Raw genomic sequence first — 12,129 nt, 5'->3', positions numbered from 1 at the left:
ACGGCTTCCCTGTGCAGCCTTTGCTTAAGTAATCACCGTAGGTTGCTGTCTGCCAGTCAGCTGTGGCAACTGCGAAATCTGATGCGAGACCGTAATCAGTTCTGCCAATGCTTCCTGAGCATCGAGCTGTTGCTGAGCCGGGTCTTGCGTAAAGGCCTCCAGATAAACGCGGATGGTGGCACCTTCAGTGCCGGTGCCGGATAAACGGATCACCACCCGTGAGCCGCAGGCAAACAGAATGCGCAAGCCCTGGCCAGTGCTGACAGAGCCATCGACGGGGTCTGTATAACTGAAGTCATCCACCGTGTTCACGGTGTAGCTGCCAAACACCTGACCAGGCAAGCTGGCAAACTGGGCCTTGATATGTGCCATCACAGCATTGGCCTGCTCGGTGGGCACGCCTTCGTAGTCATGGCGAGAATACACATTGCGGCCATAGGTTTGCCAATGTTTGCGCACCAGTGACTCAACGCTCTCACCCGTGGCGGCCAGCAGATTCAACCAGCACAACACCGCCCACAAGCCATCTTTTTCGCGGACATGGTCACTGCCGGTACCAAAGCTTTCTTCACCACACAAGGTCACACGGCCAGCATCCATCAGATTGCCAAAAAACTTCCAGCCGGTGGGTGTTTCGTAACAAGCGATGCCCAATTTGGCGGCCACGCGGTCTACGGCACCACTGGTTGGCATCGAGCGGGCGACGCCAGACAAGCCCTGAGCATAGGCCGGGATCAATTTGGCATTGGCAGCAATCAGGGCCAAACTGTCAGACGGTGTGACAAAAAAGTGATTGCCCAGAATCATGTTGCGATCCCCGTCGCCATCAGAAGCCGCTGCAAAATCCGGGGCCTGTGCGCCATACGCCACTTTGACCAGGTCTTCGGCATAGGTCAGGTTAGGGTCCGGATGGCCGCCCCCAAAGTTTTCGGAGACTTCGCAATTCATGAGGCTGTCTGCAGACGCGCCCAGGCGATTGCCCAAAATCTCTTTGGCATACGGCCCGGTCACGGCATGCATGGCATCAAACGTCAGCCGATGCCCCGCGGCCAGCCAGCGCTTGATGGCAGCAAAATCAAACATGCTTTCCATCAGTTCAGCATAGTCACTGACCGCGTCTATCACTTCAACCACGAAGCCATCCAGGGTGGTGACACCGATACTGGAGAGATCCACCTCTGGCAAGTCGGCCAGTTTGTATTGGCTGATTTGTTTGCTATTGGCAAAAATGGCATCAGTGATTTTTTCCGGTGCCGGACCGCCGTTGCTGGTGTTGTATTTGATGCCAAAATCGTCATCCGGTCCGCCTGGATTATGACTGGCAGAAAGAATAATGCCGCCAAAAGTCTGGTATTTTCGGATCAGATGAGAAGCCGCCGGTGTAGACAGAATACCGTGCTGGCCGACCAGCACTTTACCAAAGCCGTTGGCCGCCGCCATTTTGATAATGACCTGAATCGCTTCTTTATTGAAGTAGCGGCCATCCCCGCCCAGCGTCAAAGTCGCATTGGCAGGAATCTCCAGCGTATCAAAAATACTTTGCACAAAGTTTTGCAGGTAGTGTGGCTGTTGAAAAACGCGCACTTTTTTGCGCAAGCCAGAGGTCCCGGGTTTTTGATCAGAAAAAGCTTGTGTAGCGACAGTTTGAATCGACATGATATGGGCTTCGTGAAATGTAAAAAAATCTAAGCTTGATTGTATTACAAATTGATGGCAGTTTTGTGTGCGGCGGGATTTCTCCGCATGATTCAGGCTGCGCGATGACGCAGACTAAAATACAGCAGCGACAACGCGGCCACATGGCCCACCGGCAACCACAAGGCATTAAAATGCCAGCGCATAAAGCTGCAGGCACCCAATACCCCGCCACAAACAAACCCGCCTATCAGCAACAAATACAGTGTGAGCCGGCGCTTATCCACGGCCTGGCCGCGCAAGCGCAAGCCGAGTGCAATGCCGATATCGGTAAACAGGCCCGAGACATGCGTGGTGCGCACCACGGCGCCACTATAGGTGCTGGTCATGGCATTTTGCAAGCCGCAAGCCGCCGAGGCCAGCCACTGTCCGCTGTGCCAGCCCGTATTCAACAGCAGGATAGCAGCGGCCAACAAGCCGGCCTCCAGCCATAACGCCCAATGATACTGGTGCCCGAGCTTGAGTGCCTCATGCCCGATGATGACACCACTGAGCATGGCGCCCAGCAAGAAAAACAGCATCACGCAGAGCAGGTGCAAGGCCTGCAACCCGTCGCCCTGCATGATTTCAATGGAGAAAAAAGTCGAAATCCCGGTGAGATGCGACACCGCCTGATGTCTGAAGCCTAATACCCCCACCGCATTAATAAAGCCGGCGTTCAATGCCATTAAAAACCCGCCCCACTCTACCCAGCGTGGCAATCGCTGCATCATATAGACCTCGAATCCTGCATAGACCAGACAGCCTTATTCTACGCCGAGTGAGCGACCTGATTATAAAAACTACGTAAAATCATGAGCCGTTTTTACGGATTCGCTTCAGGCCTGGATTGAAACACCCGCGTATAGTGAGAGTCATACAAATACATCAATCATGATGCATTTAAACAAACACTTAAGGAGACGATTATGTGGACTAAACCAGCTGCAACTGAAATGCGTTTTGGCTTTGAAGTAACAATGTACGTCATGAACAAATAATCAGCGCTTGTCTTAATCACAAGTGAGCTGAACAAAAAACCGCCGGACTCCGGCGGTTTTTTTATGGCGGGTAAGTTCGCAGATATCCACGGTCTTTCACCCGAAAAACAATATGCTAGCGCTCAAAGGTGACCGGTTCCGGATGCCTGTTTTTCTGACGCACCACAACGGTTCCCGCAAGTTTGTCATGCCATCCTTGCTTTCGACGGTCGAAAGCCACCCACAGAATCCCCAGGCCCAGCGGAAGACCAGCAAGAAAATAGGACAGATAACGGCCGATAGATTGCCCTGTGGTTAAACTCTGTCCAGTTCTTGCATCGACTACTTTTGCTGAAATAGCCATTTTTCCCGGTGTCGCCTGCTTTGTCAGCCAGAAAATGATCACCGCCACGGCAGGAAACAACCACGACATGATGAAATCCATCGGGCCTTGCAGCATCTTTTGACTGGACCAGTAGGACTCGCCATATAAGGCGGTCAGGATTGGCCAGATAATCACACCCAACAAGATCGTATCAATGAGCGAAGCCCCGACACGCGCCCAAAAACTAACATACTCCAGTTCATCGACCTGCATGTATTCTCCCTGATAATGATGATTGAATGTTGAGCGCTGGCTAGCCTGCTGACCAACATTATAGCGACAACGGATAACCATGGACGACTGCAAGCTGACTGGTGGATGTCGCGAGGCAAAAGATGTTTCAGGACAGTTGTGACCATACCAGATTCAGACTCACACCGATCAAAAAAACGGCGAAAATGCGCTTCAAGACCTTGACCGGAAGTCGTCTCGTTAGGGCGACACCCATTGGTGCAAAGAGCATGCTAAAAGGCGTCAGCAGTATCACCGCGGGTAAATACAGCAGGCCAAACGTTTCTGGCGCATGTGCGGTTTGCCGCCAGGCATCTTGCAAATAACTGACCGTACTGGCCAGAGCAATCGGAAAGCCCAATACCGCCGAGGTCCCAATCGCCTGCTTCACCGACACATTGCGCATGGCTAAATAAGGCACCGTCAAGGTTCCGCCGCCAATCGACACCAGCGCAGACACACCGCCTATCAGCAATGAAACCAGGCCAATCTCAACCTTGTCTGGCACTTTATGCTGGGTCGGTTTGCGATCCAGAAATAATTGCACCGCCGCAAAAAAAGTAAAGGTGGCAAAAAACAGCGTCAAATACCTGGCATCCAGATGAATCGCCACCAACGTCGCCAGCAACGACCCCACAAACGCCATCGGCACCATGGCCCACACATAGGGCCAGACAATATTCTGGTTTTTATGATGCGCCAAAATGCTGGAAAGCGAGGTAAACACGATGCAAGCCATCGAGGTCGCCAGTGCCATATGAAAAGCCGTGTCGGCTGCAAAGCCTTTGGCGACCAAAATGGCATGCAGCATGGGCACCAGTACAATGCCGCCACCAATCCCGAGCAAGCCAGACAAGACACCGACAATCACGCCCATCAGGCAAAACACAGCATATTGTTCAAAAAAAACGGTTAACCAGTCCATAGCAGTTTTTTGAATGATAGGCCGCACAGTATACCTTCTGAGATTATTTTTTCTTTTGCATCCCACCTGTTTTGTTTAACTGCCCACGCACTAATTTTTGTTACAATAATCAAATGAACGAGATGGTTGATCAAAAAGCTGGGGGCAAGCGCCCAGGTGCCGGGCGCAACCCTGGCGCTGGCTTATACCAGGAAGCGACAACGGGCATGCGTGTGCCTGCCAGCCAACAGGCCGCCATTCGCCAATTGCTGGCCAGCTATGGCCGCAAACAGCGGCAACCATCACCGGATAGCCTGGATAACCCGCAATCTTTTGCGCAACCGGCGCGCGATACGTCAGGCATTGCCTTACCTTTATTTCAGTCCAAAGTGGCGGCAGGCTTCCCCTCGCCTGCGGATGATCATATCGAACAACGGCTGGACCCCAACGAATACCTGATTGATCAGGCAGATACAACGTTTTTTGTCACCATACAAGGCGAATCCATGATTGAGGTGGGCCTCATGCCTGGCGATAAAGCCGTGGTGGATAAAAACAAACAGGCGGTGATGGGTGATATTGTGCTGGCCATGATTGATGGCGAATTCACCATCAAAACCCTGTCCAGACAAAAAAATGGCAAACCACAACTGTTACCGGCCAATGCCTCAGGCAAGTACCGCCCGATTCTGATCGAAGACGGCATGCAGTTTGAAATCTGGGGCGTCGTCATTGGCTCATTCAGGCGCTTCAGATAAGCACCTGCAGATCCATCAAAAAACCCATTCCTGATCAGTCACACATCCGGGCACACTGTGCCCACCGACAGCTGTTTGCTGTGACCCCCTAGCCAGGGTGCACTCGTTTTTTTCATCACACTTAAAAAAATCTTGATTATTGTTACAATATCACTTGATTGCTGTTACAATAATTTCCATGAACGATGAAGACAATACACACGGCGGCAAAAGAGCGGGCGCCGGGCGCAAGTCAGGCACAGGCACCTACCGGGAAGAAACCTCGGTCATGCGCGTGCCTAACAGCCAAAAGCCGGTCATCAGCGACTTTCTGGAGGCCTACGCGAAAAAACAGCGGTTGGCGCAGCTGAAAGACCATCTCGATCGCATTGAAGAATTTACACAGTTATCAGCTGAGCTTGACCAGGTCAGTTTGCCGCTGTTTGAGTCCAAAGTGCCCGCCGGATTACCGTCCCCTGCTGACGACCATGTCGATGCACGCATGGACCCGAATGCCTATCTGATCAACAAGGCCGACAAAACCTTCTTTGTCACGATACAAGGCGAATCCATGATTGAGGTGGGCCTCATGCCTGGCGATAAAGCCGTGATTGAAAAAGACAAGGTGCCCGCTGTGGGCGATATTGTGCTGGCCATGATTGATGGCGAATTTACGGTCAAAACCCTGGCCAAACAAAAAGATGGTATGCCCAAGTTATTACCCGCTAATTCATCAGGAAGATACGCCCCTATCCTGATCTCGCAACACATGCAGTTTGAAATCTGGGGCGTGGTGACTGGTTCTTTTAGAAAGTTTTAATCATGGCACGTCAAAATACCCCTGCTTCTCACTGGACAGATGGCGTTTGCAGAGCAAACGGTATCAATATTCACTACCTGCGCACTGGCGGCAACAAACCGACCATCATTGCCTTGCACGGCCTGGCCGGCAACAGCGTATGCTGGTCACCCATTGCCCGTGCGCTGGAGCAACACTATGACATCATCATGCCGGATGCGCGCGGCCATGGCCAATCCAGCGCGCCCCTGCATGGCTACACCTATCAAGACCACGCCAATGATGTGATTGAGCTGATCCGCACGCTGGGCATCAAATCGCCCTACCTGCTCGGCCACTCCATGGGAGGCATGACTGCGGCCATGGTCGCCAGCAGACTCGGCCTGGCGATCAATGGCGTGATTTTGGCAGACCCGACCTTTCTGAGTGCAGAGTGGCCGCATGAGGTCTATCACCGCCAGCTGGTTGAGCAACATCAACAGATGCTGACTTCCAGCAAAGAAGCATTATTTAAAGCAGACAAGGCGAAACACCGTTTTCGCGCCTCGGCCATTATCGAGCACCTGATAGAAGCCAGACTGCAAACCAGCCTGCAAGCATTTGATGTGCTGATTCCACCGAATCCAGAGTTTGATGAACTGATCCGCAATATTTATGTGCCCACCTTAATGCTGCTTGGCAGCGAAGGCGTGGTCTCGGCGGAAACGGCACGCGCCTTGCACCGCATCAATCCTGATCTGCAATACAAGGTCATTCAGGATGCAGGGCACGGGCTGCCATACGATGAACCCGCCCGTTTGGCGGCAGCGATTCATGCCTTCCTCAAACCAAAAACCGCCGCCAAACCGCGCCTGCAGGCGACACCGGGCATGTTCTCCATGCGCGCAGCCTACGCCTATTAATCAAGCGCGACGTGCAAAGCCGCGATCAGGCTTGCTAACAAGGGGAGTCGCGGCTAGGTGTCTGGTCTGCATGCGCATGCCAGCGCATCCAGCTGAATGTCGTATCAGGCAGCCGTCTTCTATGCTGACGGCCGCCATGCTGATGGGTGAGACATTGAGGCAACATCAAAAACAGCGCGTTGCAAACCGGCAAGAGAGTCATGCGTCGCGCACAAAAAACCCGGTACTAGGCGACCGGGTCTCTTGTCCGTCAGTCAGAACAATTATTTGTTCATGACGTACATGGTTACTTCAAAACCGAAACGCATTTCAGTTGCAGCTGGTTTAGTCCACATGATTGATCTCCTTGTTGTTGTCCCGGGCCGACCCCATGTCTTGCCCGTGTGAAAGTATTATCGACCCGGCGGGCCAAAATCCTGCTATTGCCGATCATGAACAAGGATTAGGGAATTTCATGAAACACACCTCATGCCAATGAACGCGACAGACTGCCCAAGCATGCATGCACGCACCATTGCACTGATTGACGTGAATAACTTTTACGTGAGCTGTGAGCGCGTGTTTAAACCCGCATTGCGCCAACGGCCCGTGGTGGTATTGAGCAATAACGATGGCTGCGTGGTCTCGCGTAGCGCCGAAGCCAAAGCGCTGGGCATCGCCATGGGCGCGCCCTGGTTCCAGATTCGCAAGCAGGCAGAACGCGCTGGCGTCATTGCCTTCTCCTCTAACTATGCCTTGTATGCAGACATGAGCAACCGCGTCATGTCCATCTTGCGTCAGTTCAGTCCGGCACAGGAGATTTACTCCATTGACGAATGCTTTCTGGAGTTGACCGGGTTTACGCGGCGCGATTTGACCGAGTATGCACAAACCTTGCGGCAAACCATCATGCGCGGCACCGGTTTACCGGTGTGTGTCGGCATAGGCGCCAGCAAAACGCTGGCTAAACTCGCCAATCACTGCGCCAAGCATACCCCTGCCATGCAAGGCGTATGCAATTTCAACGCCCTGCCGCCAACCGCGGTAGATGCCCGTCTCGCCGAAATACAGGTGGATGAAGTCTGGGGAATCGGCCGCCGCCTGGCCGCCACGCTGCATGCACGTCCGCTAGCGATTCACACCGCCTATGACCTCAAATATAGTGATGCCGAAACCATGCGCAGGCGCTTTAGCGTGGTGATGGAAAAAACCATCCGTGAACTGAATGGCACCGTGTGCCTGGAACTCGAAGAAGTGCGCGGGCCTCAGCAACAGATTTTGAGCACACGCAGCTTTGGCCAGCCGGTCAGAGAAATCGAAGGCCTGTCTGAAGCGCTGACGTTGTACACGACCCGTGCTGCCGAAAAGTTACGCAAAAAACAGCTGTTTGCTGGCAGTGTCTATGTGTATATCCGCACCAGCCCCTTCCGCGAGGACAGCCGCTTTTACAGCAATGCCCTCACCGTGCCACTACCGGTGGCCACGCACGATACCCGGCAACTGGTCAAAGCGGCACTCTGGGCACTCAGGCGCATTTACCAGCCCGGACACGACTATGCCAAAGCCGGCGTATCCTTGGGCGAATTGGTGCCTGCGCAGGCAATACAACAGGATTTGTTTCATTCAGGGCCGCAAGCCGACAACACTGCGCGGCTGATGCAGGCCATGGACGCAATTAACCGCAAAATGGGCAGAGCCACCTTGCGGCTGGCAAGCGAAGGCCGACAACAGCCTTGGCAAATGAAGCAAACGCGCAAGAGCCCGAGTTATACGACCAACTGGAAAGACCTGCTGTGTGTGGATTGAGAGTAAAGGCTTAACAAATAAAAGCTGAGCTTATCAGCTTGTTAGCTCGCATCAATCAGCCCATGTTTCATGGCCAGCCTGACCATTTCTACCGGGCTGTTCACAGAGAGCTTCTGCTTAATCAGGGTGTAGTAATTGGCCACGGTTTTTTGGCTGATTTTCAGCATGTCTGCCACCTCATCCGCCCGTTTGCCCTCGGCCAGTAGCCGAAACACCTCAAACTCTCGTGACGTCAGCTGTTGGAGCGGATTACTGTCGCCCACCAGGGTTTGTAACGCGACTTTCTGCGCCACATCCTGACTTAAAAACGTGCGCCCTTTGGACACATCCAGCACCGCTTGTACCAGGTCCTCAGCCACGCCGGTTTTAGTCACATAGCCTTTCACACCGGTTTTAAGCGCCTGTGCGGCAAACGAAACGGCCTCATGCATAGAGAAAATGATGATTCTGGCTTGTGGATAGCGCTGCAAAATACGCTTGGCGGCTTCTAGCCCGCCCATGCCTGGCATGGAAATATCCATGAGCATCACATCAGGCATGACCTCACCATACACCTGATAAGCCTGTTCGCCCGTATCCGCCTCGGCGATAATTTCTATCGACTTGTGGCTTTCAAGCAGACGCCTTAACCCTGATCGCACCACTGTGTGATCATCTACCAACACCACCTTGACTGTCATACCGCTGCTTCCTGAAATGCTTCTGTCATCTGAAAATGGATTTCTATGCGCGTCCCCTGACCAGGCGCCGTATGAATATGCATGCGCCCCATCAAGCCCTCTACCCGCTCTTGCATCCCGGCCAAGCCGTAACCGCGCGTTTGCGACTGCGGATCAAAGCCCCGTCCGTCATCCTCCACCATCAGGTAAAGGCCGTTTTCCGTCTCCTTCACCTCAATCGTCACCCGTGTCGCGGCGGCGTGCTTGCTGATATTGGTCAAACACTCCTGCAAAATGCGGTACACCGTCACCGACAGCGCTTCATCCGGCTGCAACAAATGGTTAGAAATCTGATTCACCACCATAATGCCGCGATTGCGGTCGCGCCAGTGATGAATCAACTCCGCCAGCGCCAGGCTCAACCCCAATTCATCCAACACACGCGGACGCAAGCGCGACAAAATATCCTGTATCGTCACCATCATTTGCCGCGTAATCTGCGCAATCGCCTGCGCACTCTCCCGCGCTGAGCTGAGCTTTTTCGCCGCCACCAGCGCACTCGCATCCACATGCACCGCAGTCAAATACTGGCCGATCTCATCATGCAAGTCGCGCGCAAGTTTTTTACGCTCTTCTTCCTGCAAATGAATAATCTGCTGGGTCAAGCGGTGATTGTTGCGAATGCTTTGTTCAAGCGTGCTCGCCATACTGTTGAACTTGTCGCTAATCTCGCTCAACTCCACCTGCTCAAAACCCGGCAAACGGCTCTGGTATTCACCGCGCTCAATCTGGTTCAAGCCATGAATAATCTGCTTAACCGGCTTAAACGTCGCCCGCACCGTCCAATACACAAACAGCAGCACACTCAAGCCAAACAAACTCACAATCGCAAGCAAGCCAGACGTATCATCCCAAATCTCGCGCAACTCAAAGCTAGGGTCCGGCGTAATCACCAGCTCACCAATAAAACGGCCATTCAAAATGATATTTTTGCGCTTGGGCTCATTCAGCACACTCGAAATATCCAGCAACTTCACAAACCATTTGGGGGGGTCTTCCCCGCTATGCGCCATGCGCGTACTTCGGTTAGATTCGCGCAACCGGCCATTGTTATCGTAAAAATCCACCTTCAAATGGCGGATATTCCTCAACTCATCCAGCCGGAAAATCTGCACCCCTTCTTGCTGGTTATGCTGCAACCAGCCAAAGTCCGTCATGTAATGGGCAATCTCCGCATCCAGCAAATGCATCACCAGATTACTCGTCGACTGCACCTCCGCCAGCACATCTTCACGCGCGTTTTTAACCACAGATACCGCCCACGTCAGCAGCAACCCAAGCAACAACAGGGTAATAATCAGATTGAGTTTGAATTGAAGGCTGAGAGATTTCATCATGCTAGGGGGATTTTAAAGAGTATTCACCAAAAACATTCGGGAATTTTTCCCTATTCATTCATACAGCAAGAAATTATCAAGGCGTGGGGTCACATGCCAATTGTAACGCCTCACACAAAACCTGCCTGCTCACCACAAAGCCCCATTGGACGGATTGCTTCTTACTCAAGCTAAGCCAAGCCAGAAGGCATGGAACTGTTCTCGGCAAACTCGACTTTTGATGAATATGCCATTAAAAGGTGTTGATTATTGTATACAACTGATAGAAGTTGACGCAGTTAAGGTTGTATTTTAGGATGGTCTAAAATTAATAACAGCTTGAAAATGTTAAATAAAAGCCTTAAACCTTCAATTAAAAAAGCATCCATGCCGGAAAGTTTTGCGTCATGAATGCCTACTTTACGTTGGGCATCATGACATTAGGTATGCGCTTTATCAGCTTATTGGTTTTCACAACACTCAGCATACCGGCACTAGCAGCACCTATTCCAATAGAGGCGCAAGCTCTTATTTCAAAAGTACATGCGGCTGCAAGTAAAAAAGATACAGACGCACTGAAAAAACTGATGGTCACTGAGTTTGTTTGGAGTTTTGGTGGTGATGGTGATGCGGAGCAAGCCATTCAAGCTTGGAAAGCTGATCCATCTCTTTTAAAAAAGCTTTATCGTGTTACAGGCCGAGATTGTGTGAAAAAGGTTGACCAGTCCATTGAGTGTCCTAAAAATGCGGGTACAAGTTATCGTGCTGGTTTTAAGCAAACCAGTGAGGGCTGGCGTATGATTTATTTTGTGGCAGGTGAATAATTATGCCCAACCCATCATTCAACAGGGACTGGCTAAAGCCAGCCCGTTAATTCAAACGTTATGAGCCAAGAGTTGAGTGTCAAAACTGATGCAAAAATTAATCGACTACATTCTTTCTTTGAATTTAAGCGACGTAGGAAGTTGGGCGTCACTGCTTGGTCTTGCCGTGACGTTTTTCACCGCAACAGCCGTTGTGAAAATCAAAAAAAGATTTTTATTTAGATCAAGCATTGACACCCATGCTGAAAATATTCTAAACATATCAAGCGAAGTTACCATATTACTTCGCCAGTACACAGAGAATAAACAACAAATAGAAGAACAGTTCGCTTTGGTGGATGTCGAATTACGATCAATGCAAAAGGGCTCCAATGACGATCTTTTGTCTGATATAAAAAATGCCAGAAAACTGATCAAAAAATACCGATCAAGGATTTGGTTTTTTAGCAAAAAAAACGAGGCTTCGGCCAGAGAAATAAAAACAAGCTTATCTGTCGTTTCTGCTGAGCTTGTTCATCACAGAAAATCACTAATGGTGGGTAATTAATATGTTTAGCACACGACAGGCCGTTGAAATAATTGACAAACTTATCGAACTAACCCAGCACAATCAAGTGCTTTGGCAAAGCACGGATCCAATCCCACTAATACTTGGGCCTGATTCACGTATAGACCTAGTTTACATTACAAACCATATCGGCCGAAACATTAGAGTTTATAAGCTACATTTCAAGTATTATCTTGACGAAGAAAGGTACTCTTGGGAGGAGCAAATGAAAGTTGAGTTTATAGATGATTACGGGAATCTCTTAGGAGAATTACCAAGAACACCAAATGCATACGAACTTCTAAAAGTAATCCAATTTCAAAATC

Annotated in this window: 14 protein-coding genes; 7 read left to right on the top strand and 7 right to left on the bottom strand. The window is 51.1% G+C overall.

Going from position 1 to position 12,129, the window contains the following annotated elements; translation table 11 throughout:
- Nucleotides 1–24 precede the first annotated feature (24 nt).
- Both ACFQ1T_RS12075 and ACFQ1T_RS12070 read right to left on the bottom strand, forming a co-directional pair.
- A complete protein-coding gene (locus tag ACFQ1T_RS12075) occupies nucleotides 25–1,656 on the bottom strand; it encodes an alpha-D-glucose phosphate-specific phosphoglucomutase (protein ID WP_379077101.1) in 1,632 nt (543 codons plus the stop codon).
- Between the two features lie 92 nt (nucleotides 1,657–1,748).
- Nucleotides 1,749–2,408 carry a YoaK family protein gene (locus ACFQ1T_RS12070; protein ID WP_313983349.1) on the bottom strand — a complete coding sequence of 220 codons (660 nt, stop codon included), beginning with the start codon at nucleotides 2,406–2,408 and terminating at the stop codon, nucleotides 1,749–1,751.
- A gap of 195 nt (nucleotides 2,409–2,603) precedes the next feature.
- Between ACFQ1T_RS12070 and pqqA (ACFQ1T_RS12065) the strand changes: the two genes are divergently transcribed.
- Nucleotides 2,604–2,675, top strand: coding sequence for a pyrroloquinoline quinone precursor peptide PqqA (gene pqqA / locus ACFQ1T_RS12065; protein ID WP_081624291.1), 72 nt, complete (start codon nucleotides 2,604–2,606; stop codon nucleotides 2,673–2,675).
- Nucleotides 2,676–2,790: 115 nt separating this feature from the next.
- On the opposite strand, the gene ACFQ1T_RS12060 is transcribed toward pqqA (ACFQ1T_RS12065), so the two are convergent.
- Both ACFQ1T_RS12060 and ACFQ1T_RS12055 read right to left on the bottom strand, forming a co-directional pair.
- Complete coding sequence (locus ACFQ1T_RS12060; RefSeq protein WP_379077098.1) at nucleotides 2,791–3,252, bottom strand: RDD family protein; 462 nt, start codon at nucleotides 3,250–3,252, stop codon at nucleotides 2,791–2,793.
- Nucleotides 3,253–3,379: 127 nt separating this feature from the next.
- Complete coding sequence (locus ACFQ1T_RS12055; protein ID WP_379077095.1) at nucleotides 3,380–4,195, bottom strand: sulfite exporter TauE/SafE family protein; 816 nt, start codon at nucleotides 4,193–4,195, stop codon at nucleotides 3,380–3,382.
- Nucleotides 4,196–4,308: 113 nt separating this feature from the next.
- Here ACFQ1T_RS12055 and ACFQ1T_RS12050 point away from each other — a divergent pair, with 113 nt between their 5' ends.
- From ACFQ1T_RS12050 to ACFQ1T_RS12040, 3 genes are all read left to right on the top strand, one after another.
- Nucleotides 4,309–4,932: a LexA family protein gene (locus ACFQ1T_RS12050; protein WP_379077091.1), complete on the top strand. Its 624-nt coding sequence runs from the start codon at nucleotides 4,309–4,311 to the stop codon at nucleotides 4,930–4,932.
- A 178-nt stretch (nucleotides 4,933–5,110) separates the two neighbouring features.
- Nucleotides 5,111–5,731, top strand: a complete 621-nt coding sequence (locus ACFQ1T_RS12045) for a LexA family protein (RefSeq protein WP_194747360.1) — start codon at nucleotides 5,111–5,113, stop codon at nucleotides 5,729–5,731.
- A 2-nt stretch (nucleotides 5,732–5,733) separates the two neighbouring features.
- Entirely contained in the window at nucleotides 5,734–6,612 is an 879-nt protein-coding gene (locus ACFQ1T_RS12040; protein WP_194747362.1) for an alpha/beta fold hydrolase, read from the top strand.
- Between the two features lie 263 nt (nucleotides 6,613–6,875).
- Here the strand turns inward: ACFQ1T_RS12040 and pqqA (ACFQ1T_RS12035) are convergent, their stop codons facing one another.
- On the bottom strand, nucleotides 6,876–6,947 hold the full coding sequence (gene pqqA / locus ACFQ1T_RS12035; RefSeq protein ID WP_081624291.1) for a pyrroloquinoline quinone precursor peptide PqqA: 72 nt from the start codon (nucleotides 6,945–6,947) through the stop codon (nucleotides 6,876–6,878).
- Between the two features lie 133 nt (nucleotides 6,948–7,080).
- On the opposite strand from pqqA (ACFQ1T_RS12035), the gene ACFQ1T_RS12030 reads away from it, so the two are divergent.
- On the top strand, nucleotides 7,081–8,397 hold the full coding sequence (locus tag ACFQ1T_RS12030; RefSeq protein ID WP_379077088.1) for a Y-family DNA polymerase: 1,317 nt from the start codon (nucleotides 7,081–7,083) through the stop codon (nucleotides 8,395–8,397).
- 41 nt (nucleotides 8,398–8,438) lie between these two features.
- On the opposite strand, the gene ACFQ1T_RS12025 is transcribed toward ACFQ1T_RS12030, so the two are convergent.
- Nucleotides 8,439–9,077, bottom strand: a complete 639-nt coding sequence (locus ACFQ1T_RS12025; RefSeq protein WP_379077085.1) for a response regulator — start codon at nucleotides 9,075–9,077, stop codon at nucleotides 8,439–8,441.
- On the bottom strand, nucleotides 9,074–10,453 hold the full coding sequence (locus ACFQ1T_RS12020; protein WP_379077082.1) for an ATP-binding protein: 1,380 nt from the start codon (nucleotides 10,451–10,453) through the stop codon (nucleotides 9,074–9,076). The genes ACFQ1T_RS12025 and ACFQ1T_RS12020 overlap by 4 nt, the downstream gene beginning before the upstream one ends.
- A 386-nt stretch (nucleotides 10,454–10,839) precedes the next feature.
- Here ACFQ1T_RS12020 and ACFQ1T_RS12015 point away from each other — a divergent pair, with 386 nt between their 5' ends.
- Both ACFQ1T_RS12015 and ACFQ1T_RS12010 read left to right on the top strand, forming a co-directional pair.
- A complete protein-coding gene (locus tag ACFQ1T_RS12015; protein ID WP_379077079.1) occupies nucleotides 10,840–11,256 on the top strand; it encodes a hypothetical protein in 417 nt (138 codons plus the stop codon).
- 88 nt (nucleotides 11,257–11,344) lie between these two features.
- A complete protein-coding gene (locus tag ACFQ1T_RS12010) occupies nucleotides 11,345–11,803 on the top strand; it encodes a hypothetical protein (protein WP_379077076.1) in 459 nt (152 codons plus the stop codon).
- The last annotated feature ends 326 nt before the right edge of the window (nucleotides 11,804–12,129 follow it).

The organism is Methylophilus glucosoxydans, assembly GCF_042676145.1.
Classification (GTDB): domain Bacteria; phylum Pseudomonadota; class Gammaproteobacteria; order Burkholderiales; family Methylophilaceae; genus Methylophilus; species Methylophilus glucosoxydans.
This window is presented reverse-complemented; position numbering and strand designations above follow the sequence as displayed.